This window comes from Euzebya pacifica, assembly GCF_003344865.1.
Classification (GTDB): Bacteria; Actinomycetota; Nitriliruptoria; order Euzebyales; family Euzebyaceae; genus Euzebya; species Euzebya pacifica.
In genome coordinates, this window is the sequence record NZ_CP031165.1 from 2,086,578 (window position 1) to 2,110,582 (window position 24,005).

A 24,005-nucleotide genomic window follows, 5' to 3' on the forward strand; every position below is an offset into this window, starting at 1 on the left:
ACGATGGCTGACACGCTGACGTTCGACTACACCGTTCGCGACAAGAACGGGAAGACCAAGACGGGGCAGATGACCGCCCCGACGCAGAAGGCGGTCTCGGACAAGCTTCGTGAGCTCGGGTACGCCCCGGTCTCCGTCAGCGAGCACAAGGAATCGCTGGGCAAGAAGGAGATCAAGATCCCCGGATTGGGGGAAAAGGTCGGCCTTGCCGACCTGTCGATCTTCGCGCGGCAGTTCGCCACGATGATCAACTCTGGCCTGTCGCTGATCCGGGCCCTCAACATCCTGGCCGCGCAGACGGAGAACGCAAAGCTCGCGGAGATCATCGGCAAGATCCGTTCCGATGTCGAGCAGGGCCGACCTTTGTCGGCGGCGATGGCCGAGCACGACGTGTTCCCCAAGCTGTTCATCGCCATGGTCCGCGCGGGCGAGACCGCAGGTCTGCTCGATTCGGTCCTCCTACGTGTCGCGGACACCCTTGAATCCGACCTGGCGCTGCGCCGCAAGATCAAGTCCGCGATGACCTACCCGGTCGTCGTGCTGATCATGGCCTTCTTCCTCACGGCGGCCATGCTGATCTTCATCGTGCCGACGTTCGCCGGCATGTTCGAGCAGCTCGGTGGCGAGCTGCCGTTGCCGACTCAGGTCCTGATGCTCGGCTCCCAGATCCTCACGAAGTTCTGGTACGTCGTGGCCTTCGTGCCGTTCCTGAGCTGGCAGGGTTTCAAGAAAGCACGCAAGGTACCGAAGGTCCGGTTCGCGCTCGACAAGTTCAAGCTGAAGGCTCCCGTATTCGGTCCGCTGTTCCACAAGGTCGCGCTAAGCCGCTTCACCCGGAACCTGGGCTCGTTGCTCAAGGCCGGTGTGCCGATCCTCCAGGCGCTGGAGATCTCCTCCGACACCGTCGACAACGGCGTGATGGCCAACGCCATCCACGACGTGGTCAACGCGGTGAAGGAGGGCGAGTCGATGCACACGCCGTTGTCCAGCCACGAGATCTTCCCACCCATGACGGTCCAGATGATCGCCGTCGGCGAGGAGACCGGTGCCATCGACGAGATGCTGGAGAAGATCAGCGAGTTCTACGACCAAGAGGTCGAGGCGACCACCGAGAGCCTGACGGCCCTGCTCGAGCCGCTGATGATCGCCGTGCTCGGTGCCGTGGTCGGTGGCATGGTCATCGCGCTGTACATGCCGATGTTCGAGATCTTCAACTTGATCGCGTAGGTCGTCACCATGCTGTTTCATCCTCTCCTGTCGCGCCTTCGAGAACGCAGTCACAATCAGCACAACGACGATGGTGTGTCCCTCGTCGAGGTGATCGTCGCGGTCTCGGTTCTTGCCATCGTCTTGACTGGAACCGCCAGCGCGCTTATCTCTTCCTCGGCTGCGACGCGCGACAGTCGTGACCGCAGCGTCGGGACAAACATCGCCGTCGAACAGCTCAGCGCCCTGCAGTCCTTGCCGTTCACCAGCCTGGTGATCGGACGGACGACGGACGCGGTGGTCGTCGACGGGGTCACCTACGACGTCACCATCGACCTGGACTACGTGGATGTGGAGAACGGTGGCGGCACCTCCTGCAACGCCTCCAGCACTCCGGGATCCGATCTCGACTACGTCGTCGCCGACATCGCCGTCACCTGGCCGCGTGCCGCTGGCGGCCCTGCGAGGACCTCCTCCATCATCACCCCCAACGTGGGCGACCTCGACCCCGACAAGGGACAGATCGCTGTGACCGTCCTCGACCGTGACGCGGTCGGTGCCCCCTTCCGTACGGTGCGGCATGACGCCCAGTCACCCGCATCTGGCTTCGGGTCGCAGCGCACCACGTCGCAGGGATGTGCGTACTTCGTCAACGTCGCCCCCGGTCAGTACGACGTGTCGCTGGACGACAGCGGCTACGTGGACCTGGAGGGCAACCAGCTGTCGGAGCAGACCACGACCGTGACCGCATCGACGACGTCACCCCTGGAGTTCGTCTACGACGAGGCCGCCTCCATCGACGTGACCCCGGTGCCGGCGGTCAGCAGTCCCGCCGCCCCACTCGTTGCAGCGGATCAGGGCTACACCGTGACCAACACCTACCTCGGCACCGATCAGCGCAAGGAGTTCCCCGGCACCGGACACCCGCGCGAGATCGAGGGGCTGTTCCCCTTCGACGCCGGGTACGGCCTGTATGCAGGGCTGTGCCCCGCAGCCGCGCCAGTGGCCAACGGCGCCCCCAACGCGCCTGTTGTTGCCGTCGACCCCGGGGACCGGTCCGACACGGACCTCGCGATGCACGTCGTCCGAGTGCTTGGCAGTCCGGGCAGCCCGGTCACCGCCTTCATGGACGACGCCGCCGCCTCCTGCACAGAAACCCTCGACTTCGGGACGATGCCCGGCAACGGCCAGCTCATCGTCCTGATGCCCTACGGCACCTGGCGCATGACCGTGGGCTCGGAGAGCGAACAGACAACCTTCGTGCACAGTCTGATCGGCGCAGTGACGGATGTGGCGCCATGAGCGTGCTCCGTTCCCTCCTCAGCCGCCAGCGCGACGAGGACGGCTTCAGCCTCATCGAGCTGCTCGTCGGCATCAGCATCCTGGCGATCGTCGGCACTGTTGTGACGTCCACGATGATCGTGACCCTTCGCACCACCGAGTCGGTGGAGAACACCGCCGCATCCAGCGCCGCAGTGAGGACTGCCGAGAGTCGGGTGCTCAGCCTGTTGCGGTCGGCGGTCCATCCGTCCTCCTCCGCGGTGAACCAGCCGCCCGCCATCTACGCCGGCACGGACTGGGGGTTGGGCTTCTACTCCCAGCACGGACTCAACCCTCGCAACCCCCCGAACGAGGTCGTGCTGTTCGTCAACAACCAGAACGAACTCATCGAGCGCGTCACGACCCCGAGCGGAAGCGGTCCGGACTGGACCTACTCCACCGCCAACCGCACGGAGCGAGTCATCGCTCGTGGGCTGACCAGCCGGAGCATCTTCACCTACTACGACCGAAACGATCCGGGCGCGTCCTCGATGACGATCTCGGGCGGCTGGCTGAACAGCGCGCAGCTGGACTCCGTGGAGTCGATGCGAGTCGAGATGTCGCTGGATGCGGACGACAATCCCCGGACCACCCCAGTCACCATCAGCAGCCGTATCGAGCTGCGCAACCTCACATGAGGAGCCGTTGATGCGAACGTTGCTCAAGGCCCTGTGGCCATCTCGTCTGCATGATGAGGAGGGCTACGCGCTGGTGCTCACCATCGGCATGGCGTCAATCCTCGCGATCCTCGTCAGCACCGTCACGGCGGTCACGATCCGCGAGACCCGCCAGTCATCCGACGACCGGAACCGACAGGCCGCGTTGGCCGCGGCGGACGCCGGGATCGACGACTACCTGTACCGCCTCAACCGCAACCAGGACTACTGGCAGTGGCCGGACGCCGGTACCCCACCGGACGGCAACCTCGCGTTCTCCCAGTTCGTGGACGTGCCAGGCACGAGCGAAGCCCAGTTCACCTACAACGTCGACGCAACGTCCCTGCCGACCACCGGGAACATCTACTTGACCAGCACGGGTCAAGTAAGGGGCGAGACCCGAACGGTCCTGACACAGCTGCGTCGGCAGAACTTCCTCAACTACCTCTACTTCACCGAGTACGAGACGCTCAGCCCGCTGGTGTATCCCTACAACGGGCTCACCCAAGCACAGGCTGAGGTCGTCTGCCGACGTCACGTCTACGACAGCCCTGCACGCGATTCGCGATGCATCCAGATCAACTGGGCAACCGGTGACGTCGTGAACGGCCCGTTCCACACCAACGACCGGTTCGTGGTCTACGGCCGCCCCGAGTTCCGCGGCCCCGCCACCGGGTCTTCTCCCGGGAACCTGTACAGCGTCAACAGCTACGACGGTGCCGTCTTCCAACCGGGGTACCCGCGGCGAGCTGACCGCCTGACGATGCCGCCCAGCAACCAGTCGATCCGTCGCGAGGCCGACCACACGATCGGCGGTGAGGGTTGCCTGTACACCGGTCCGACCGAAATCGAGTTTGTCGGCACGCAGATGTGGGTCACGAGTCCGCAGACGCAGAGCTCCGGTAGCGGTTGTGGGTCGTGGCCCGGCGGCCGCCAGCGGGTGAACCTGCCCACCAACGGTGTCGTCTACGTCCAGAACGTGCCGGCGTCCCAGTCGGTGTCCGGCTGTGGTGGCGGCAATGGGTTGGGGTACCCCTACGACAACGCACGGCAGGACCACATCACCTATGACTGCCGCGCTGGCGACGCATTCGTCGAAGGCACGGTGAATGGCCGCGTGACGGTCGCATCGGAGAACAACCTCGCGATCATCTGGCACATCACGAGGGCCGACCGGTCTGCCAACTCCGACGACATCATCGGCCTCGTCGCCCAGAACCTGGTGCAGATCTACCACCCGGTCTCCAGTGGCGGCAGCCAGCGCCGTGCTGGCCCCAACCACCCGTCGCAGTACTTCTACAACCCCCAGATCGACGCAGCCATCCTGAGCGTCACGGGATCCTTCCTGGTCCCGAACTGGAACCAGGGCATCCCGCTCGGCGACATCAGCGTCAACGGTGCGATCGCCCAGGTGTTCCGTGGACCGGTGGGCCTGGTGAACGGGAGCACCGGCTACTTCAAGGACTACGTGTACGACCAGCGTTTCCTCTATCAGTCGCCCCCCCACTTCATCGACCCTGTGGAGGGCCAGTGGGAGGTCGCGGTGTACAGCGAGTGCCCGAGTGGAACGTGTACCTGACAACAGGCATTTCCTGGCCAACACACCCGCGACCGCCCGTCCTCGACGGGCGGTCGCGGGTGTGTTCGGGGTGTCCCAACAGTTGTTGCGGAGACCGGACGAAATTCTCGCCATTCGGCTCAAGTGGTCAACAGCCCTGACCGATACAGAAGTTGCAAGCGCAAACCGCGGGTACGAGAAAAGGCAAACCGGCCGCGAGGCCGGGACGCAAAGCCACGGATCCCACCCACATCATCGCAATCACGTACGGGACCGCCGGGCTGCCTCGTGACCAGGACACCTGGGCACAAGGGACCGAGAGTGAAATGTGCCCGTGGGAGCATCCCCCACGAAACCAAAGGAAACGCACCAATGTTCGACCGCCTCCGCAAGGACGAAGAGGGCTTCACGCTCATCGAGCTGCTCGTCGTCGTCATCATCATCGGCATCCTGGCCGCGATTGCCATCCCGACCTTCCTCAACCAGCGCGAGGGCGCCTGGCGCTCGACCGTTGAGTCCGACATGCGCAACCTGGCCACCAACCTCGAGACCTACTACAGCCAGTACGACGAGTACGGCACGGTGTCTGCGGGCGGTGCTGTCACCGACACTACTGTCGCCATCACCGGCGCTACGGCGGCCGCTGAGACCTACACCAAGTCCGATGGCACAGCCCTTGTGGTCGTTACGCCGTCCACCACTGCTGCTGCTGGCGCTGGAGCGACCTTCTGCGTCGTCGGGACCCACGAGAACCTCGCCGGCGAGACCTTCTACTACGACTCCAACGGCGGCGGCCTGACCACGACCGCCTGCAACTAGTCCACAGTCGACCGCGGCCCCTTCCGTGTGGAAGGGGCCGCGGTCCCGGTTTTGGCGGGGCGTCTGTCGCCCACGGCGACGTGCCAGCGCGCCCTGCTGATCGGAACGCGCCGCCCCTGACCGCCCCGGTTCGATCCAATGAGGCCAGAGCACTATGTCATCCGATCATTCCACCGCCGACGATGCATACACACTGATCGAGTTGCTCGTCGTCGTCGTCATCATGGGCGTTCTCGTTGCGATCGCGGTCCCGATCTTTCTCGGCCAGCGCCGAGGTGCCTTCGAAGCTCAAGCCCAAGCTGACCTACGCACTGCGGCCAACCAGATGGAGCTGAGCTACAGGGAGCACGGGGCCTATCCCACTGCAGCTGACATTGTCTTCATAACGTCTCCAGACGTCGTCCTGACGATCGTGGAGCCTGGAGCTGCGGGGAGCCAAGTTTTCTGTATGACTGCCGTCCACAACCGGATTGACGGTGGCATCGTGGTGTTCAGCTGGGACTCTGACGGGGGCGGACAGGCGGATGGTGATGTCTGCTGACGCCGAGTTGCGCCAAACCTTCCACGCCCGTCTGGAGCTTCTCCGGACGGGTGTTTCGCTTGTCGAAAGGCAAGTCCGCAAGTGCACACGGTCCGTCATCGAATCGGGCCGGCCGACGGGCGTCCCGTGTGACGGGCCTGGAGCTTGTGGCTTGGCGACGTTACTGGTGTTGCTCATGTTGCTGGTGTTAACTGGAGTTGCTCTTGACGAGCACTGTGGATGCTGTGCACCATGGGTGCTCGTGTCAACGGCTTGGCAGAGCTGAGACACGGGCCACACGGCAGGCGAACGGACGGCAGATCCCGAAGCCCGCCGACAACTGAACAAAGGAAGGGGAGGTCCCAGCGGGACCTCGGAGGAGTACCCCATGGCACCGATTGACAAGGACCGTCTCTGGACGGTCGCTGAGGTAGCTGACCACATGCGCGTGAGCAACATGACCGTCTACCGGCTGATCAAGGCCGGAGACCTACCGGCGATCCGCGTCGGCAAGAACTACCGCATCCGCGGGCGCGAGCTCTCGGACTACATCGACGCATCGTTCGAGGCGGTGGCGCGCGAGGCGCGCACCGCGGACGAAACCAAGTAGCGGACGAGGCCGAACTTCCCCATGGCTTCCGCAATCGGACTCGACATCGGCTCCAGCGCCGTTCGCGCTGTGCAGCTGACTGGCGGCAAGGGTGGACATACCCTCGACCGCCTCGGGCAGGTCATGCTGCCCCCAGGCGCGGTGCGCGACGGTGAGATCGTCGACCCCGACGCCGTCGTCGAGGCGCTCCAGATCCTGATGAGTCGCTACAAGTTCAAGGGCAAGAAGGTGGCCCTGGGCGTGGCGAACCAGCAGGTCGTCGTCCGGCAAGTCGACCTTCCGTCCCTCCCCGAGGCGCAGCTGCGCGAATCGCTGCCCTTCCAGGTGCAGGACTACATTCCGATCCCCGTCGACCAGGCGCTGCTGGACTTCGAGATCCTCGAGGAGTACGCCAACCCCGACGGAACCGCGATGTCCCGCCTCCTGCTCGTGGCTGCGGCTCGCGAGATGGTCGACGAGCTACTGGCGGTCATGAAGAAGGCCAAGCTCGAACCGGTCCTCCTTGACCTCGACGCCTTCGCGCTGCTGCGAGCCCTCGCCGACGAGCCGGCTCCCGTCGAGGAGGGCCAGCCACGCACCGTCACGACCGGTGAGCTGATCGTCAACGTTGGGTCAACTGTCACCAACATCGTGGTGCACTCCGGCGGCATCCCACGCTTCGTCCGCATCCTGCTCATGGGGGGCAACTCGGTCACCGAGTCCCTCCAGAACTCCTTCGGTGTGTCCTGGGAACAAGCAGAGGCCATGAAGTCCGCCGGCCACGCCCCCGGGTCGCCCGAGGGCTCGATGATCTCCGAGCGTGCGCAGCGGTTCATCGACGAGGTTCGCGGCTCGTTGGACTACTACCGTGCCCAGGGTGACTCCGTGCAGGTCGAGCGCGTGATCCTCAGCGGCGGCGGCGCCGAGCTGCCCAACCTCGCCGAGCGCCTCGCTGAGGCCGTTCGGCTCCCTGTCGACCGCGGACACCCCATGCAGAGCCTGCAGATCGGCAAGGTCGACCTCGAGCCCGCACAGCTGGCCGAGGCCGAACCCTTCCTCGCCGTCGCCGTCGGCCTGGCGATGGGAGCGCTCGAATGAGTGTTCGTGTCAACCTCCTCCCACGGGAGTTCGAGGAACGGAGCCGCCAGCGCCGCATGGTCGGTGTCGGCGTGCTGGTCGTCGCCGCATGGGCCGCGTTGCTCGCATTCGTGCTGCTCGGACAGCTCGGTGCGGTCAACGACGCCAAGGACGAGCGCGACACGGCACAGGCCGAGGTCAACCGCCTCCAGGCCGAGGTGCAGTCACTCGCGGCGTTCCAGGATCTCGCGGACCGCCTCAACGCCACCAACGCCATCCTCACCACTGCGATGGATGAGGAGGTGTCGTGGGCCCAGATCCTCAACAACCTTGCGCTCTCGGTGCCGACAACAGCGTCGTTGACGACGTTCGACGGTGCACTCAACGAGGGGGCGCCCGCGGCGAACGAGGTCTTCACAGAGAACGACGCTGCGGACGTCGGGTTCCTCAACGTCAGCGGCTACTCCACCGAACGCTTCGCGCCGGGTGTCGAGTCAGTCCTGCTGCGCTTCGGGCAGGTCGACTCGTTCTTCCAGCAGTACCTGTCCAACGCCGCCCAAGCGGAGATCGGTGACGTCGGCGTGACCAACTTCGACGCCGAGGTTCGGCTCGACGAGGACAACCGGACCGGTCGCTACGCGGATGGTCTTCCGGAGGTCACCCGATGACCCGCGTCTGGCTTTCCGTACTCGCCGCCGTCGTCGTGCTGACGGTTGCGTGGTGGTTCCTGTTCTACGGTCCCGCCCGCACCCAGCAGCAGGCCCTGCAAGCGGAGACGGCCACGCTCGTCACCCAGCAAGGCCAGCTGCGGACCCAGATCGCCCAGCTCCGCGACATCCGCGAGCAGGAGGTGCAGATCCAGGCGGATCTTGCTCGTCTGGAGCAGTACATCCCGGTCAACCCGTCACAAGCCTCGTTGGTGCGCCAGATCCAGCTGGCTGCGGATGCCTCCGGACTGACGGTTGAGTCCTTGACCTTCTCGGATCCGGCAGTCATCGAAGGCGCTCCGCCCCCCGCGCAACCGGGCCTGGTGCTCGGTCGCATCGACGCGGAGATCCAGCTCGAGGGAGGCTACTTCCAAGCGGCGGACTTCCTGCGGCGCATCGAGGTGGAGGTCGCTCGAGCGATGCTCGTCCGACAGATCACCCTCGAAGAAGGAGAGGGCGGCTTCCCCCGCCTGTCCTCCAGCATCCGTGGATCGATCTTCGCGCTGATCGTCCCGCCTGCGGACCCCAACGCACCCGTGATCGATCCCGACGCTCCTGTCGAGGGCGCAACCGAAACCCCGGAGGGTGACGAGGGCGCCCCCGACGCCGAGGACGATGAGATCAGCATGACCGCAGGTGGCGATGAGGTCGCCATGGCCGCAGGAGGGACGCGATGAGCACGGCCGACGGCCAGCAGCAGGTCAGCAAGCCGCTGCAGATCATCCTCGGCGTCGTCGTGGGCCTCGCTGCCCTCTACGCCCTGTGGACCTTCGTCCTCGCGCCGCTGCTCGGCGGTGACGACGAGGTCGGCTCCGTCGACCCGGCCGACCCGCCGGTCGTCGTGCCCGAGGACGGCACTTCCGTGCCCGGCACGGAGAACCCGGACGATCCGACCCTCAGCGACGACGAGATCGAGACCCTCTTCGGCGAACCGGTCCCCGAGACGTTCGGCATCTTCACCGCCCGCGATCCCTTCCAGCAGCTGGTCGTGGAGGTCGAGAGCGGTGAAGCGAACGTCCAACCCGCTGATGACCCCGACGTCATCGTGGACGTCGATGTGGACGCGGGTGATGACACCGAGGTGACCGTCGGCACGACCGGAAGCACGATTTCCGGCACGACCAGCGGCTCGTCGTCCTCCGACGACAGCAGCGACGCGCCCACCACTCCGCCTGTGGACAACGACGAGGCCCCAGCCGACGGCACCGCCCCCCAGGGCGACGTCGGTGAGGAGATCTACGAGCCCGTCGGCCCCGCCGCCGGCAGCACCGAGATCACCCTCGACGCCGTCTCCCTCACCGGCGACAGCCTCGACGTCACCATCGACGAGACCCTCCACGAGGGCATCGCCGAAGGACAGGTCTTCGCCGAACGCTTCCAGCTGCTCGACATAGACGGACAGTGCGCGATCATGCTGTTCGGCGACTCCCGCTTCACGCTCTGCGCCGGCGAAACCATCGTCAAGTAGGCCGGGCCCACCACCCGGCTAGGATGCTCGCACTGTGACCCTGCGCTACCTGACCGCAGGGGAGTCCCACGGACCCGCCCTCGTCGGCATCCTTGACGGCCTCCCCGCCGGAGTACCAACCGACCTCGACGGCATCCGCCACGAGCTCGCCCGCCGCCGCCTCGGCTACGGGCGCTCGCCACGGATGAACTTCGAGCTCGACCGCATCGAGATCCTCGGCGGCGTCCGCCATGGCCTGACCCTCGGGTCGCCCGTGGCGCTCGTCATCCACAACACCGAGTGGGAGAAGTGGACCGAGGCCATGGGCATCGAGGCGCCCGAGGACCCCGACGCCCTCCAGGCAACCGGCCGCGGTGCTGCGCTCACCCGCCCACGCCCCGGCCACGCCGACCTCGTGGGCATGCAGAAGTACGACTTCGACGACGCCCGCAACGTCCTCGAACGCGCCAGCGCACGCGAGACCGCCACCCGCGTCGGCCTCGGCTGGTTCGCCAAACGCCTCCTCCGCCACGTCGGGGTCGAAGTCCTCTCCCACGTCACCCGTATCGCCGAGGTCGCCGTCGGCGAGGAACACCCCCTCCCCGGCCCGAACGACCTCGACCGCATCGACGAGGACCCGATGCGCTGCCTCGACCCCGACGTCAGCCAGTCCATGCAGGACCGCGTCGACCGGGCCAAGTCCGAACGCGACACCCTCGGCGGTGTCGTCGAGGTCGTCGTGCACGGCCTCCCGCCGGGCCTCGGTTCCCACGTCCACTGGGACCGCAAGCTCGACACCCGCCTGGCCGCCGCGCTGATGAGCATCCAGGCGTTCAAGGGCGTCGGCGTTGGCGACGGGTTCGGCTCGGCAGCCGTCCCCGGCTCGGTCGCCCACGACGAGATCCTTCCCGGCGAGGACGGCCGCTTCGTCCGCAAGACCCACCGGGCCGGCGGGCTCGAGGGCGGCATGACCACCGGCGAGGTCCTCCGCGTCACCGCCGCGATGAAGCCCCTCTCCTCCCTCATGCGTCCCCTCTCCACCGTCGACACCGCCACTCGCGGTCCGGCCGAGGCCATCACCCAACGCTCCGACGTCTGCGCCGTTCCCCGCGCCGGCGTGGTCGCCGAGGCGGTCGTGGCCATGGAGCTCGCATCGGCGCTGCTGGAGAAGACCGGCGGCGACTCCCTGGGCGAGGTCACCCGCAACCTGCAGGGCTACCTCGCCGGCGTCGACCGCCCCCGCGGCCCCGTCGCCGAGGGCTACCAGGGCGACCCCGTCGACGAACGCGGCTACCGCACCCCGGAGGGCACCGACGCCGGAACGCTGCGGGACGACACCCCGTGACCGCCGACACCCCTAACCAGCAGGGCCGCAACATCGTCCTGTCCGGGATGATGGGGTCCGGCAAGTCCACCATCGGCCGGATCGTCGCCGAGCTGCTCAACCGGCCCTTCGTCGACACCGACAAGCAGGTCGAGGAAACCGCCGGCCGCAGCGTCGCAACGATCTTCGCCGACCAGGGCGAGGCCGTCTTCCGCCTGATGGAGCGCGACGCCGTCCGCCACGTCGCCGCACTGCGGGGCCAAGTCGTGTCCCTCGGCGGCGGCGTCGTCATGGACCCCGACAACGTCACCCACCTGCGCGAGACCGGCGACATCGTCTGGATCGACGTCCCCATCGACGTGCTGGTCGGCCGGCTCGCCTCGTCGGCCAAACCCAACAAACGACCCCTGCTGGAGGGGGACCGGGACCCGGCCGTCCTGCACAGCCGCCTCAGCGCCCTGCGTGCCGAGCGGTACGACGCCTACGCCACCAGCGCGGTCTACGTGCTGGACACGCTGGGACGATCCTCCGAGGTCGTGGCCCAGGAAGTGCTGGCGTGGGCGATGCAGCAACCCGGCGTGCTCAGCCCCGAGGAACGACCCTGACCATGACCCACGACACCATCCACGTCGCGCTCGGCGCCCGTAGCTATGACATCCACGTCGGTGCCGGGCTGATCGCCGACCTCCACGACCTCGTCCCGTGGCCCGCCCATGCGCGCAACGCCGTCGTGGTCACCAACGGGGTCGTCTGGGAGCACTACGGCGAGGCCGTGTCCACCGCGGTCGAGGCCGCCGGCCTGGCGCTGGCGGTCATCCGTGTCCCCGACGGCGAGCAGGCCAAGTCCACCGACACCCTGGCCGCGCTCTGGTCGCGCTTCGCCGGCATCCCGCTGCTGCGCGACGACGTCGTGATCGCCCTCGGTGGGGGAGTGGTGGGCGACCTCGCCGGCTTCGCGGCCGCCACCTGGAACCGTGGCGTGGCGCTGGTGCAGGTCCCCACGACGCTGCTCGCCCAGGTCGACTCCGCCATCGGCGGCAAGACCGGCATCAACCTCGCACAGGGCAAGAACCTCGTCGGCTCCTTCCACCAGCCGCTCGCCGTCATCAGCGACGTCGCGACGCTGGCGACCCTGCCCGACCGCGAACGTCGGGCAGGCCTGGGCGAGGTCGCCAAGTACGGGTTCATCGCCGACCCGGTGGTGCTGGAGCTGCTGGAGGAACGGCCGGGTTCGGCCACCGCCGGCGAGCCCGACGTACTGCGCGAGATCGTCCGCCGCGGGTCGACGGTCAAGGCCGAGATCGTCTCCGACGACGAGCGCGAGTCCGGACGACGGGCGCTTCTCAACTACGGCCACACCGTCGGCCACGCCATCGAGGCGCTGACCGGCTACGGGACCTACCGCCACGGCGAGGCCGTCGGCCTCGGCATGGTCTTCGCCGCCCGCCTGGGGGAGCGGCTGGACATCGCGGAGAAGGGGCTGGCCGACCGCACCGTCGCCGTGCTGGACGGCCTCGGTCTGCCCACACGCGGCCTCCGGCTGGACCCCGGCGCCGTCTGGGACGTCATGGCCCGCGACAAGAAGGCCCGCGACGGCGTGCGGTTCATCATCAGCCGGCGGCCCGGTCAGGCCGAGGTCATCGACGAACCCCGTCGCGGCATCGTCGACGACGTCCTGCGTTCCATGGCATGACCATCGTCCCCGTTGAACTCCTGGGGCGACGTGTGGCCCGGCTGCAGGAGGCGATGGCGCAGGCCGGCATCGAGACCCTGCTCGTCACCGAGCTGCCGAGCGTCCGCTGGTTGACCGGCTTCAGCGGCTCCGCCGGCCGTGCGCTGGTCCGATCCACCGGCCCCGCCGTGCTGGTCACCGACGACCGCTACACCCTCCGGGCCAAGGCGGAGGCGCCGGCCGCGGAGCTCGTCATCGACCGTACCTGGGGATGGCTGGGTGACATCCGCGTCGAGGGGTCGTTGGCCGTCCAGGCCGACGTGCTGCCGTGGGCCGTCGTGCGCGAGCTGACCGACCTGCTGGAGGACGTCGAGCTGGTGCCCACGTCGGGGTTGCTGGCGGAGGTGCGGGCCGTCAAGGACGACCACGAGATCGCCGCGTTGCGTCGGGCCTGCACGATCACCGTCGAGGCGTTCGAGGCGGCGCTCGGCTGGATCGCCCCCGGGCTGACCGAACGCGAGATCGCGCGACGGCTGCTGGACGACATGACCGTCCGAGGTGCCGAGGCCTCGGCGTTCGCCCCCATCGTCGCTGCCGGACCCAACGGTGCGGTGCCCCACCACTCACCCTCCGATCGTCCCGTCGGCCGCGGCGAGCTCCTCACCATGGACTTCGGTGCCCGCGTCGACGGCTATCACGCCGACATGACCCGGACCGTCGCGGTGGGCGCGGTCGGTTCCGACCTGACCGACCTGTACGACCTGGTCCGTCGTGCCCAGCAGGCGGGAGTGGAGGCGGTGCGCGACGGCATCGAGGCGAAAGCGTTGGATGCGGTCTGCCGCGGGGTCATCGCCGAGGCGGGGCACGGCGCGGACTTCCGGCACGGCACCGGCCACGGGGTTGGCCTGATGATCCACGAGGAGCCGTTCCTGGGGATTCAGTCAACCGGTACACTGCGCGATCGGATGGCCATCACGGTCGAGCCGGGCGTCTACGTCCCGGGGCTCGGCGGGGTCCGCATCGAAGACGTCGTGCTGGTAGGGCACACCGACGGCGAGCGCTTGACCACGGCCTCCCACGACCTCATCGTCCTCTAACACGTCTTCAGGAGACCACCATGGTTTCGACCAACAGCCTCAAGAACGGCATGACCGTCAAGATCGACGACAAGCTGTGGAAGATCGACTACTTCCAGCACGTCAAGCCCGGCAAGGGCCCGGCGTTCGTCCGCACCAAGCTCAAGAGCGTCCCCGAGGGCAAGATCGTGGACCGCACGTTCCGCGCCGGTGAGGACCTCGAGCAGGCCATCGTCACCCGGACCGAGCTGCAGTACCTGTACCAGGACGGCGAGCAGTACGTGTTCATGGACACCGACACCTACGAGCAGACCTTCGTGCCGCAGGAGGTCGTCGTCGACGCGATGAAGTGGACCAAGGAGTCCGACGTCATCGAGCTGACGTTCTACGAAGGCGAGGTCATCGACTTCTCCCTGCCCGCGAACGTGGAGCTGGAGATCACCGAGACCGAGCCCGGCGTCGCCGGCAACACCGTCAGCGGCGCGAGCAAGCCGGCCACCCTCGAGACCGGTGCCGAGGTGCAGGTTCCCCTGTTCGTCAACATCGGCGAGAAGATCAAGGTCGACACCCGCTCCGGCGACTACATCTCCCGCGCATGACCGCCGCCGAGGACTCCGTACCGGGGTCCGGGCGGTCGATGTCGCGTACCGAGGCCCGGACGAAGGCGCTCGAGGTCCTGTTCGCTGCTGACCTGCGTGGCGTGCCGGCGGGGACGCTGCTGGACGACCCGGAGGGCGGCTGGGTCGACGAGTTCACCCGCACGCTGGTCACGACCGTGGCCGACAACCGGTACGACATCGACCAGCTGATCGGCGAGCGAGCCGAGGGCTGGACGCTGGACCGCATGCCCGGCGTGGACCGCAACGTCCTGCGCCTGGGCCTGGCCGAGCTGCTCTACATCGACGAGGTCCCGCCCGCCGTGGCGATCGACGAGGCGGTGGAGCTGGCCAAGTCCCTGTCCACCGACTCCTCCCCCCGCTTCGTCAACGGCATCCTCGCCGCCGTCGCCCGCGACCGCGACCTCCTCTAAGGCTTGTCGGGTTTTCGGCCGCCCGTCGTGATTGCCCGACACGCGGAGGGCTTGGCCGGCCCACCACCCCGTTCGCTTGTCGGGTTTACGGCCGCCCGTCGTGATTGCCCGACACGCGTCGGGGTCAGGCGGCCCGGCGGATGACGGTTCGGACGTGGGCCTGGATCCGTTCCGGCCGCTCCATGACGTCCGCCCACGTGAACCGCAGCAGCGTGTAGCTGCCCAGCACCGCCGCGTTGCCCTTCACGTTGTCCCGTTGTCGTGCCCGCCCGTCGGCGTGGAAACGCAGGCCGTCCAGCTCGACGATGACCCGGAAGCGTTCCGACACGGCGTCCATCTCGCCTGCACCGGGTGCGTGGCGGGGCACGACGTTGGTCTGCAGGTCGTCGAGGCCAGCAGCCCGGAGGAGGGGGAACGCCACCCGCTCGAGGTCGGACCGGAAGCGTTGCTGCCCCCTCGAGGAGGCCACCCGGAGGATCGTCCGCACGCCGGGCCGTCCTCGCTGCAGGGCATCGCTCCGCAGGACGAGAGTGTCGCGGTCGGCCGCCCCGGTGAAGAGGACCTGGTCGACGAGGCGCAGCCGTTGAACCGTCGACAACCCGCTGGCGACGTCGATGACCGCGCGTTCCACGGTGGTCGAGGGAATCCCCGCGACCGCGGTCAGGTCGATGTCCTCGAGTTGTACCGTGCGATGGACGACGACACCCTCCCCGAGATCTGGCCGACACGTGCCGCGGACCACCACCTCGGGCCGAGAGGCGGCATGGCTGGGCAAGCGGATGCCGTGGAGAGCGAGCGCGCTGAACCGCGCGGCGTATGCCGGCGTGGTCGCCACGCGGACGGCCACGGCCACCCGTTGCGCCATCGACAGCGACGCCGAGGGCACGACGTAGAGGCCCTGGCGACTTCGGCGCAGCTCGCCTCGCTCGGCCAACCGCCGCAGCTGGCCGGGTCGTAGTCCAACGGCCAGCGCCTCGTCCTTGGTGATGGCTTGGTCGTTGCGGCGAAGGAACCGGGTCAGCGTGTCGCGTTCTCCAGGCGTCATGGACGAAGCGTGGTCCATCCCTCCCGCCCGCCGAGCAGAACATGCCACCGGCTGTGGACAACGTTGCGTGTCGGAAAATGGGCCGCCCGTCGTGATTGCCCGACACGCGTCGGGGTTGGAGGGACCACCGCCCCGGCCGCGTGTCGGATATCGGGCCGCCCGTCGTGATTACCCGACACGCGTGGGGTGGGCCGCCCCGCCGACCGGCCGCCCACCCGACGACCGGCTGCCCACCCGACGACCGGCTGCCCACCCGACGACCGGCCGCTCACCCGACGACCGGCCGACCGCGCCAGGCCGACCGACCCGACGGCCGACCAACCCACCACCACACCCCGTCCCCAACGGCACCCGGGGTTTTGTTGTGTGCCTGTCCATATGGCGGCCCTCGAGTCGGGGAACGAGGGGGGTGGCTGCTAGTCTCCACCGAACGCCACTCGCACCTTTAAGGCCGGTCCTGCGAGGCCGGGAAGGAGCCACCCGTGACACGAGTGCTGTCACCAGACGACATCGACCGCGCGCTGATGCGCATGGCCCATCAGATCCTCGAGAACCACGCCGCCGGTGGGGACGGCCGCTCGGTCTCAGATGGACTGGTCCTCATGGGGATCCAGACCCGCGGGGTCCCGCTGGCCGAACGACTCGCCGCGTGCATCGCCGAGATCGACGGCGACGAGGTGCCACAGGGGCTGCTCGACGTCACGCTGTACCGCGACGACTACGCCCGGACCGGCCCCCTGCCGCTCGGCAAGACGCGCTTCCCCGGCTCCATCGACGGCCGCACCGTCGTCCTAGTCGACGACGTGCTCTACACCGGCCGCACCATCCGGGCCGCCATGGACGCCGTCATGGACCAGGGACGGCCCGCCGCCGTCCGCCTGGCCGTTCTCGTCGACCGGGGGCACCGCGAGCTGCCGATCCGCGCCGACGTGGTCGGCAAGAACCTCCCCACCTCCCGCGACCAGGACGTGCAGGTCCACCTCGCCGAGGTCGACGAGGCCGGTGACGAGGTCCTCATCCTCGGAGGCCCCCAGTGATCGACGACCTCCTGTCCATCGAGGACCTCGACGCCGGGATGATCACCCGCATCCTCGACACCGCCGAGGGGCTCAAGGACATCGCCGTCCGACCCATCAAGAAGGTCCCCGTCCTCCGCGGCCGCACGGTCTGCAACCTCTTCTACGAGGACTCGACCCGCACCAGGATCTCCTTCGAGGTGGCCGAGAAGCGGCTGTCGGCCGACGTCATCAACTTCTCCGCCAAGGGCTCGAGCGTCAGCAAGGGCGAGTCGCTGAAGGACACCGCCCTCACCCTCCAGGCCATGGGCGTGGACGCCATCGTCATCCGCCACTCCTCCAGCGGCGCTCCCCGCCGGCTGACGGAGTGGGTCGACGCGAAGGTCCTCAACGCCGGTGACGGCTGGCACCAGCACCCCACCCAGGCGCTCCTCGACCTGTTCACCATCCGCGAGCGCATGGGCCGCCTCGAAGGGCTCAACGTGGCTATCTGCGGGGACGTCGTCCACTCCCGGGTCGCCCGCAGCCTGGTCCAGGGCCTGCGGATCATGGGGGCCGAGGTCACCCTCGTCGGCCCGCCAACCCTCATGCCGGCGCAGGTCGACAGCTGGGACGTCACGGTCAGCCACGACCTCGACGGCATGCTCGCCGACCTCGACGTCTGCTACCTGCTGCGGGTCCAGAACGAACGCATGGCCGAGCAGTTCTTCCCCTCCGTCCGCGAGTACGCCCGGATCTGGGGGATGGACATCGACCGGCTCGAGGTCATGCCCGAGCACGCCATCGTGATGCACCCCGGCCCGATGAACCGAGGGGTGGAGATCTCCGCCGACGTGGCCGACGCCGAGCAGGCCGTCATCGTCGACCAGGTCACCAACGGTGTGGCGGTGCGGATGGCGTGTCTGTACTTGATGTTGGGCGGGGAACAGGCGGGGGCCGTCTCGGAGGTGACCCCCGCGTGACCAGCAAGCGCACCTACACGTTCGCGAACTGCCAGATCGTCGACCCCGTCAACGCCAGCACCATGACGGGCAACGTCGTGGTCGAGGGCGAGGTCATCCGTTCGGTCGGTGAGGAGTCCGCCGGCCTGCGCATCGAGTGCGAGGGGCTGATCTGCACCTCCGGCCTGGTCGACCTGTCCTCCCACCTGCGCCAGCCGGGGCGCGAGGACTCCGAGATCATCGCCACCGGCACCGCCGCCGCCGCGGCCGGGGGCTACACCGCTGTCAGCGCCATGCCGACCACCGAACCGGCGATGGATCACGCCGGCATCGTCGAGCAGGTCCTGCGCCTGGCCCGGGAGACCGGCCGCTGCGACGTCTTCCCCGTCGGCGCCATCACCAAGGGGCGGGCCGGCCACGAGCTGGCCGAGATGGGCGCCATGCACGAGGCCGGCGTGCGGACGTTCTCCGACGCCCATCACGCCGTCGTGTCCAGCCAGGTCATGCGCCGTGCGCTGCTCTACGCCCGCACGTGGGACGCGATCATCGCCAACCACCCCGAGGACACCTCCCTGACGGAGGGCGCGCAGATGCACGAGGGGGCGATGTCCTCGCGGCTGGGGCTGAAGGGCAGCCCGCGGGAGGCCGAGGAGATCATCGTCGCCCGTGACCTGATCCTCGCCGAGCGGGCCGGTGCCCGTCTGCACGTCCCGCACCTGTCGACCCGCCGGGCCGTCGAGCTGGTCCGCGACGCCAAGGCCCGGGGCGTGCGCGTGACCTGCGACGTCACCCCGCACCACCTGGTCCTCGACGACTCCAACCTCGTCGACTACGACACCCGGTTCAAGGTCATCCCGCCGCTGCGTACCCCCGACGACATCGCCGCCCTCCGCGAGGGCCTGCAGGACGGCACGATCGACGCGATCACGTCCGACCACGCCCCCCACCCGCCGGACGACAAGGACCACGAGTGGTCCTACGCGCCGGCCGGCACCGTGGGCCTGGAGACCACCCTCTCGGTCATCCTCGCCGAGCTCGTCGACCCCGACGCCTGCCCCGACAAGCGCGGCAACGGCACGCTGAGCATGGCCGAGGCGCTCGCGCTGCTGTCCTCCGGCCCCGCCAAGGCAAGGGACATCGAGGGGCACGGCCGGCCGATCACCGCCGGCGAACCCGCCAACCTGCTGCTGTTCGACCCCGGCGTCATCTGGTCGGTCGTCGGCGACGAGCTGCGCACCCGCAGCCGCAACACCGCCTTCGAGGGGCACGAGGTCCGCGGCCGCGCGGTCCACACCGTCCTCCGAGGCAAGTTCACGCTCAATGATGGAAAGGTCGTCTGATGGCTTCCGCGACGAACGGCACCGCCCCCGCGGGGGTTCGAAAGGGGGCGGCAGCCCCCTTGGGCGAACACAGCACGCTGAATGATGGAAAGGTCGTCTGATGGCCACCGCTCCCACCGCCACCCTCGTCCTGGAGGACGGCACCACCTTCCGAGGCCTCGGCTTCGGTGCCGTGGGGACCGCCTTCGGCGAGGTCGTGTTCAACACCGCTCTTACCGGTTACCAGGAGATCCTCACCGATCCCTCCTATCACCGGCAGCTGGTCACGATGACCTACCCGCACATCGGCAACTACGGGCTGACCCCCGAGGACGCCGAGTCCAACCGGGTGCAGGTCAGCGGGTTCATCGTCCGCGAGGCCGCCCGGATGCACTCCAACCACCGGGCCAAGGGCTCGCTCGGGGACGGCCTCGCCGAGGCCGGCGCGGTCGGCATCGCCGAGATCGACACCCGCATGCTGGTCCGCCACATCCGCGAGGCCGGCGCCATGCGCGGGGTCATCTCCACCGAGATCCCCGACGCCGACGAGCTGCTCCGCCGGGTCCAGGACGCCCCCACCATGGAGGGCGCGGAGCTGGCCAGCGAGGTCTCGACCCGCGAGGTCTACGAGGTCGGCCCCGACGACGCCCGCTTCCGGGTCGTCGCCTACGACTTCGGCATCAAGACCAACATCGTCCGGCTGCTCAACGACGCCGGCTGCCACCTGACGGTCGTCCCGGCCGGCACCTCGGCCCAGGACGTGCTCGCCCACGAGCCCGACGGCGTGTTCCTGTCCAACGGCCCCGGCGACCCCGCCGCGGTCAAGGCCGGCATCGCCGCGATCGCCGAGATCCTGCCGACCGGCACCCCCACCTTCGGCATCTGCCTCGGCCACCAGCTGCTGGCCAAGGCCGCCGGGGCGGAGACCTACAAGCTGAAGTTCGGCCACCGCGGCGCCAACCACGCCGTCCGCAACGACGCGGGGGCGCCCGACAGCCGTGTTCCCCATCTCGCCCGGGAGGGCGAGTCGGTGGAGATCACCTCCCAGAACCACGGGTTCGCCGTCGACGCCGAGTCCCTGCCCGAGGACGGGCCGTTCGGCGCCGTCGTGCAGACCCACGTCAACCTGTCGGACTGGACCAACGAGGGGCTGGCGCTGGTCGACCTGCCCGCCTTCAGCGTCCAGTACCACCCCGAGGCCGCCCCCGGCCCGCACGACGCCCGTTACCTGTTCGGGCAGTTCATCGACCTGATGGAGCGCCACCAGTAATGCCGAAGCGCACCGACATCCAGTCCATCCTGATCCTCGGGTCCGGGCCGATCGTCATCGGCCAGGCCTGCGAGTTCGACTACTCCGGCGTCCAGGCCTGCAAGGTCCTCCGCCGCGAGGGCTACCGGGTCATCCTGGTGAACTCCAACCCGGCGACGATCATGACGGACCCCGAGTTCGCCGACGCCACCTACGTCGAGCCGCTCACCGTGGAGTTCGTGGAGAAGGTGATCGCCAAGGAGAAGCCCGACGCGATCCTTCCCACCCTCGGTGGGCAGACCGGCCTCAACGTCGCCATGGACCTGGCCAAGGCCGGTGTCCTCGAACGGCACGGCGTGGAGATGATCGGCGCCAGCATCGACGCCATCGACCTGGCCGAGGACCGTCGCTCGTTCAACACCGCGATGCGCGAGATCGGCCTCGAGCAGGCGCGTGCCGGCCGCGTCTCGATCGGCCGTGAGCACGACCTGGCCCAGGTCCCCGCCGCCATGGCCGAGGCCCAGAAGCTGGCCGAGGAGTTCGGCTACCCGCTGCTCGTCCGCTCCTCCTACACCCTCGGCGGCGCCGGCTCCGGGATCGTCGAGACCCCCGAGGACTTCGAGCGCATGGTCCGCGAGGGCCTCGAGGCCAGCCCCATCGGTGAGGTCCAGATCGACGAGTCGCTGCTCGGCTGGAAGGAGTACGAGCTGGAGGTCATGCGGGACCACGCCGACAACTGCGTGGTCATCTGCACGATCGAGAACCTCGACCCGATGGGCGTGCACACCGGCGACTCCATCACCGTCGCCCCCGCCCAGACCCTCTCCGACACCGAGTACCAGGTGATGCGCGACGCCGCCTTCGCCGTCATGCGCAAGGTGGGAGTGGCCACCGGTGGCTCCAACGTGCAGTTCGCCGTGGACCCCTCCGACGGCCGCATGGTCGTCATCGAGATGAACCCGCGTGTCAGCCGCTCCTCGGCGCTGGCGTCCAAGGCCACCGGCTTCCCGATCGCCAAGATCGCGGCCCTGCTGGCCGTCGGCTACACCCTCGACGAGATCCCCAACGACATCACCAAGTCGACCCTGGCCGCCTTCGAGCCGTCCATCGACTACGTCGTCACCAAGATCCCGCGGTTCGCCTTCGAGAAGTTCCCCGGGGCCAGCCACACCCTCGGCACCCAGATGAAGTCCGTCGGCGAGGTCATGGCGATCGGCCGGACCTTCAAGGAGTCGCTGAACAAGGCGCTCCGGTCGCTGGAGAACGGCACCATCGGCCTGACCGGCCGTGGTGGCGAGGCAGGGGAGGGGACCGGCAGCGCGCTGGACCCGACCGAGCTCGCCGACCGGGTCGCCACCCCCACCGCCGAGCGGATCCACTGGGTCGACGCCGCGCTGACCCGTGGCTGGGACCTCGGCCAGGTCGCGGCGCTGTCGGGCTACGACCCGTGGTTCGTCGACCAGATCCTGCAGATCGTGGAGATGCGACGCGAGCTGCGCGGCTCCGAGCTGCTGGCCAACGTCGACGACGACCTGCTGCGCCGCGCCAAGCGGATGGGTTTCTCCGACGCCCTCATCGCCAACGTCGTCGGCGCGGAGGAGGTCGAGGTCCGCGAACGTCGCCACGAGACCGGCCTGCGCCCCGTCTACAAGACCGTCGACACGTGCGCCGGCGAGTTCGGCGCCGAGACGCCCTACTACTACTCCACCTACGAGGAGGAGAGCGAGATCCGCCCGGCCGACAAGCCGCGCGCGATCATCCTCGGCTCGGGGCCCAACCGCATCGGCCAGGGCATCGAGTTCGACTACTGCTGCGTCCACGCCGTCTTCGCCCTCCGCGACGCGGGCTACGAGACCGTGATGGTCAACTGCAACCCCGAGACGGTCTCCACCGACTACGACACCGCGGACCGGCTGTACTTCGAGCCGCTCACGCTGGAGGACGTGCTGGAGATCGCCCACGCCGAGGGGGCGACCCCGCGCATCGGCCCGTCGGTGGCCATCGACGAACACGGCGTGGCCGGTGTCCTCGTGCAGTTCGGCGGGCAGACCCCGCTGAAGATCGCCGGGGCGCTGGAGGCGGAGGGTGTGCCGATCATGGGCACCAAGCCGGCCGCCATCGACCTGGCCGAGGACCGCGGCCGGTTCAACGCCATCCTCGAGCGGCTCGGCATCAGCCAGCCCCCGGGCGCCGTCGCGCAGTCCGTCGAGCACGCCCTGGGCATCGCCGAACGCATCGGCTTCCCCGTCCTGGTCCGTCCCTCCTACGTGCTGGGCGGCCGGGCGATGGAGATCGTCTACACCGCCGAGCAGATGACGGAGTGGCTGGACAAGAACGCCGGCGAGGGCGAGGTGCTCGTCGACCGGTTCTTCGAGAACGCCACCGAGGTCGACGTCGACGCGGTCTTCGACGGCACCGACGCGTTCGTCGGCGGGGTCATGGAACACATCGAGGAGGCCGGCATCCACTCCGGTGACTCGGCGTGCGTCGTCCCGCCGCTGACCCTCGGCAAGGTCACCCAGGGGATCCTGAAGGCGCACGCGGCCGCCATCGCCGAGGCGCTGGGCACCCGTGGGCTGATCAACATCCAGTTCGCCGTGCGGGACTCCGAGATCGTCGTGATCGAGGCCAACCCGCGCGCGTCCCGGACGATCCCGTTCATCTCCAAGGCCACCGGTGTGCCGCTGGCAAAGGTCGCCGCCACCGTCATGTCCGGCGCCAAGCTGGCCGACCTCGACCTCGGTCCCGACGCCGTCGACGGACCGACGCTGCCGTTCAACGCCGTGAAGGAGGCCGTGCTGCCGTTCAACCGGTTCCCCGGCGTCGACACGCGGCTGGGCCCGGAGATGCGCTCCACCGGTGAGGTCATGGGCATCGACCCCGACTTCGGTGTGGCGTTCGCCAAGTCCCAGGCCGGCACCGGCGCGATGATCCTGCCGCTCAAGGGACGGGTCTTCTGCTCGCTGGCCAACCGTGACAAGCGCGCGATGATCTTCCCGGTCAAGCGGCTGGCGCAGCTCGGCTTCGACATCGTCGCCACGGCAGGGACGGCGGAGACGCTGCAGCGTGCCGGCGTGGACGCGGAGATCATCGGCAAGTTCAGCGACGGCGGCCCGTCGGTCGTCAACCGCATCGAGGACGGCGAGATCGACCTCGTGCTGAACACCCCGACCGGCATCGGCGCCCGCGCCGACGGCTACGAGATCCGCACCGCCGCGGTCAGCCACGGCATCCCGTGCATCACGACCCTGCCGGGCATCCTCGCCGCCATCCAGGGCATCGAGGCGCTCCGCCAGTCCGACGGCGACGTCCGGTCGCTGCAGGACTACCACCGCGAGCTCGCCGAGCGCTGACCCAGCGGCCGGTCGGAGACTGTGTTCTCTCGAAGTCGCCGGCCTCGGCGATTGCTGCCTAGGTGGCAAACGGGCCCCTCA

The 24,005-nt window shown here is 68.5% G+C and carries 23 protein-coding genes and 1 riboswitch; of the genes, 22 read left to right on the top strand and 1 reads right to left on the bottom strand.

Annotation, left to right across the window (positions count from 1 at the left end):
- Positions 1-3 precede the first annotated feature (3 nt).
- The 17 genes from DVS28_RS08670 to nusB all read left to right on the top strand — a co-directional run bounded on the left by DVS28_RS08670 (position 4) and on the right by nusB (position 15,001).
- Positions 4-1,227: a type II secretion system F family protein gene (locus DVS28_RS08670; RefSeq protein ID WP_114591106.1), complete on the top strand. Its 1,224-nt coding sequence runs from the start codon at positions 4-6 to the stop codon at positions 1,225-1,227.
- Positions 1,228-1,236: 9 nt separating this feature from the next.
- Positions 1,237-2,508, top strand: a complete 1,272-nt coding sequence (locus tag DVS28_RS08675; RefSeq protein WP_114591107.1) for a type IV pilus modification PilV family protein — start codon at positions 1,237-1,239, stop codon at positions 2,506-2,508.
- Positions 2,505-3,164, top strand: a complete 660-nt coding sequence (locus DVS28_RS28295; RefSeq protein ID WP_164710219.1) for a PulJ/GspJ family protein — start codon at positions 2,505-2,507, stop codon at positions 3,162-3,164. Before DVS28_RS08675 ends, DVS28_RS28295 begins: the two co-directional genes overlap by 4 nt.
- A 10-nt stretch (positions 3,165-3,174) precedes the next feature.
- Positions 3,175-4,761 carry a hypothetical protein gene (locus DVS28_RS08685; protein WP_114591108.1) on the top strand — a complete coding sequence of 529 codons (1,587 nt, stop codon included), beginning with the start codon at positions 3,175-3,177 and terminating at the stop codon, positions 4,759-4,761.
- Between the two features lie 172 nt (positions 4,762-4,933).
- A riboswitch (cyclic di-GMP riboswitch) is annotated at positions 4,934-5,029 on the top strand.
- Positions 5,030-5,112: 83 nt separating this feature from the next.
- Complete coding sequence (locus DVS28_RS29940) at positions 5,113-5,559, top strand: type IV pilin protein (protein WP_114591109.1); 447 nt, start codon at positions 5,113-5,115, stop codon at positions 5,557-5,559.
- A 154-nt stretch (positions 5,560-5,713) separates the two neighbouring features.
- Positions 5,714-6,100 (top strand): type IV pilin protein, encoded by a 387-nt coding sequence (locus DVS28_RS08695; RefSeq protein WP_114591110.1) that lies wholly within the window; start codon positions 5,714-5,716, stop codon positions 6,098-6,100.
- A gap of 367 nt (positions 6,101-6,467) precedes the next feature.
- Positions 6,468-6,689, top strand: a complete 222-nt coding sequence (locus tag DVS28_RS08700; RefSeq protein ID WP_108665591.1) for a helix-turn-helix domain-containing protein — start codon at positions 6,468-6,470, stop codon at positions 6,687-6,689.
- Positions 6,690-6,710: 21 nt separating this feature from the next.
- On the top strand, positions 6,711-7,766 hold the full coding sequence (gene pilM, locus DVS28_RS08705) for a type IV pilus assembly protein PilM (protein WP_114591111.1): 1,056 nt from the start codon (positions 6,711-6,713) through the stop codon (positions 7,764-7,766).
- Entirely contained in the window at positions 7,763-8,413 is a 651-nt protein-coding gene (locus tag DVS28_RS08710) for a hypothetical protein (RefSeq protein ID WP_114591112.1), read from the top strand. Before pilM ends, DVS28_RS08710 begins: the two co-directional genes overlap by 4 nt.
- Positions 8,410-9,129: a type 4a pilus biogenesis protein PilO gene (gene pilO, locus DVS28_RS08715; protein WP_114591113.1), complete on the top strand. Its 720-nt coding sequence runs from the start codon at positions 8,410-8,412 to the stop codon at positions 9,127-9,129. Before DVS28_RS08710 ends, pilO begins: the two co-directional genes overlap by 4 nt.
- Positions 9,126-9,920, top strand: coding sequence for a hypothetical protein (locus DVS28_RS08720; protein WP_114591114.1), 795 nt, complete (start codon positions 9,126-9,128; stop codon positions 9,918-9,920). Before pilO ends, DVS28_RS08720 begins: the two co-directional genes overlap by 4 nt.
- Positions 9,921-9,954: 34 nt before the next feature.
- Complete coding sequence (gene aroC / locus DVS28_RS08725; RefSeq protein ID WP_114591115.1) at positions 9,955-11,244, top strand: chorismate synthase; 1,290 nt, start codon at positions 9,955-9,957, stop codon at positions 11,242-11,244.
- On the top strand, positions 11,241-11,828 hold the full coding sequence (locus tag DVS28_RS08730; RefSeq protein WP_114591116.1) for a shikimate kinase: 588 nt from the start codon (positions 11,241-11,243) through the stop codon (positions 11,826-11,828). Before aroC ends, DVS28_RS08730 begins: the two co-directional genes overlap by 4 nt.
- A gap of 2 nt (positions 11,829-11,830) precedes the next feature.
- Positions 11,831-12,916 (top strand): 3-dehydroquinate synthase, encoded by a 1,086-nt coding sequence (aroB, locus tag DVS28_RS08735; protein ID WP_114591117.1) that lies wholly within the window; start codon positions 11,831-11,833, stop codon positions 12,914-12,916.
- Positions 12,913-13,992: a M24 family metallopeptidase gene (locus tag DVS28_RS08740; protein WP_114591118.1), complete on the top strand. Its 1,080-nt coding sequence runs from the start codon at positions 12,913-12,915 to the stop codon at positions 13,990-13,992. The genes aroB and DVS28_RS08740 overlap by 4 nt, the downstream gene beginning before the upstream one ends.
- A 20-nt stretch (positions 13,993-14,012) precedes the next feature.
- Entirely contained in the window at positions 14,013-14,570 is a 558-nt protein-coding gene (efp, locus tag DVS28_RS08745) for an elongation factor P (RefSeq protein WP_114591119.1), read from the top strand.
- Positions 14,567-15,001, top strand: a complete 435-nt coding sequence (nusB, locus tag DVS28_RS08750) for a transcription antitermination factor NusB (RefSeq protein ID WP_164710221.1) — start codon at positions 14,567-14,569, stop codon at positions 14,999-15,001. The genes efp and nusB overlap by 4 nt, the downstream gene beginning before the upstream one ends.
- 124 nt (positions 15,002-15,125) lie before the next feature.
- On the opposite strand, the gene DVS28_RS08755 is transcribed toward nusB, so the two are convergent.
- Positions 15,126-16,046 (bottom strand): type IV toxin-antitoxin system AbiEi family antitoxin domain-containing protein, encoded by a 921-nt coding sequence (locus DVS28_RS08755; protein WP_114591120.1) that lies wholly within the window; start codon positions 16,044-16,046, stop codon positions 15,126-15,128.
- Positions 16,047-16,528: 482 nt separating this feature from the next.
- Here DVS28_RS08755 and pyrR point away from each other — a divergent pair, with 482 nt between their 5' ends.
- The 5 genes from pyrR to carB all read left to right on the top strand — a co-directional run bounded on the left by pyrR (position 16,529) and on the right by carB (position 23,924).
- The gene (gene pyrR, locus DVS28_RS08760) at positions 16,529-17,083 is read left to right on the top strand and encodes a bifunctional pyr operon transcriptional regulator/uracil phosphoribosyltransferase PyrR (RefSeq protein ID WP_114591121.1); all 555 of its coding nucleotides are present in this window, start codon (positions 16,529-16,531) and stop codon (positions 17,081-17,083) included.
- Positions 17,083-18,024 (top strand): aspartate carbamoyltransferase catalytic subunit, encoded by a 942-nt coding sequence (locus DVS28_RS08765; protein WP_114594071.1) that lies wholly within the window; start codon positions 17,083-17,085, stop codon positions 18,022-18,024. The genes pyrR and DVS28_RS08765 overlap by 1 nt, the downstream gene beginning before the upstream one ends.
- Positions 18,025-18,086: 62 nt before the next feature.
- The gene (locus DVS28_RS08770) at positions 18,087-19,343 is read left to right on the top strand and encodes a dihydroorotase (protein ID WP_114594072.1); all 1,257 of its coding nucleotides are present in this window, start codon (positions 18,087-18,089) and stop codon (positions 19,341-19,343) included.
- Positions 19,344-19,443: 100 nt separating this feature from the next.
- Positions 19,444-20,592, top strand: coding sequence for a glutamine-hydrolyzing carbamoyl-phosphate synthase small subunit (carA, locus tag DVS28_RS08775; RefSeq protein WP_114591122.1), 1,149 nt, complete (start codon positions 19,444-19,446; stop codon positions 20,590-20,592).
- Entirely contained in the window at positions 20,592-23,924 is a 3,333-nt protein-coding gene (gene carB / locus DVS28_RS08780; RefSeq protein WP_114591123.1) for a carbamoyl-phosphate synthase large subunit, read from the top strand. The genes carA and carB overlap by 1 nt, the downstream gene beginning before the upstream one ends.
- Positions 23,925-24,005 lie beyond the last annotated feature (81 nt).

What these genes read in the sequence shown, in the direction of transcription:
- DVS28_RS08670 (WP_114591106.1), top strand. Translation starts at nt 4, where the DNA reads ATGGCTGACACGCTGACGTTCGACTACACCGTTCGCGACAAGAACGGG.
- DVS28_RS08675 (WP_114591107.1), top strand. Translation starts at nt 1,237, where the DNA reads ATGCTGTTTCATCCTCTCCTGTCGCGCCTTCGAGAACGCAGTCACAAT.
- DVS28_RS28295 (WP_164710219.1), top strand. Translation starts at nt 2,505, where the DNA reads ATGAGCGTGCTCCGTTCCCTCCTCAGCCGCCAGCGCGACGAGGACGGC.
- DVS28_RS08685 (WP_114591108.1), top strand. Translation starts at nt 3,175, where the DNA reads ATGCGAACGTTGCTCAAGGCCCTGTGGCCATCTCGTCTGCATGATGAG.
- DVS28_RS29940 (WP_114591109.1), top strand. Translation starts at nt 5,113, where the DNA reads ATGTTCGACCGCCTCCGCAAGGACGAAGAGGGCTTCACGCTCATCGAG.
- DVS28_RS08695 (WP_114591110.1), top strand. Translation starts at nt 5,714, where the DNA reads ATGTCATCCGATCATTCCACCGCCGACGATGCATACACACTGATCGAG.
- DVS28_RS08700 (WP_108665591.1), top strand. Translation starts at nt 6,468, where the DNA reads ATGGCACCGATTGACAAGGACCGTCTCTGGACGGTCGCTGAGGTAGCT.
- pilM (WP_114591111.1), top strand. Translation starts at nt 6,711, where the DNA reads ATGGCTTCCGCAATCGGACTCGACATCGGCTCCAGCGCCGTTCGCGCT.
- DVS28_RS08710 (WP_114591112.1), top strand. Translation starts at nt 7,763, where the DNA reads ATGAGTGTTCGTGTCAACCTCCTCCCACGGGAGTTCGAGGAACGGAGC.
- pilO (WP_114591113.1), top strand. Translation starts at nt 8,410, where the DNA reads ATGACCCGCGTCTGGCTTTCCGTACTCGCCGCCGTCGTCGTGCTGACG.
- DVS28_RS08720 (WP_114591114.1), top strand. Translation starts at nt 9,126, where the DNA reads ATGAGCACGGCCGACGGCCAGCAGCAGGTCAGCAAGCCGCTGCAGATC.
- aroB (WP_114591117.1), top strand. Translation starts at nt 11,831, where the DNA reads ATGACCCACGACACCATCCACGTCGCGCTCGGCGCCCGTAGCTATGAC.
- DVS28_RS08740 (WP_114591118.1), top strand. Translation starts at nt 12,913, where the DNA reads ATGACCATCGTCCCCGTTGAACTCCTGGGGCGACGTGTGGCCCGGCTG.
- efp (WP_114591119.1), top strand. Translation starts at nt 14,013, where the DNA reads ATGGTTTCGACCAACAGCCTCAAGAACGGCATGACCGTCAAGATCGAC.
- nusB (WP_164710221.1), top strand. Translation starts at nt 14,567, where the DNA reads ATGACCGCCGCCGAGGACTCCGTACCGGGGTCCGGGCGGTCGATGTCG.
- DVS28_RS08755 (WP_114591120.1), bottom strand. Translation starts at nt 16,046, where the DNA reads ATGACGCCTGGAGAACGCGACACGCTGACCCGGTTCCTTCGCCGCAAC.
- DVS28_RS08770 (WP_114594072.1), top strand. Translation starts at nt 18,087, where the DNA reads ATGACGGGCAACGTCGTGGTCGAGGGCGAGGTCATCCGTTCGGTCGGT.
- carA (WP_114591122.1), top strand. Translation starts at nt 19,444, where the DNA reads ATGGCCACCGCTCCCACCGCCACCCTCGTCCTGGAGGACGGCACCACC.
- carB (WP_114591123.1), top strand. Translation starts at nt 20,592, where the DNA reads ATGCCGAAGCGCACCGACATCCAGTCCATCCTGATCCTCGGGTCCGGG.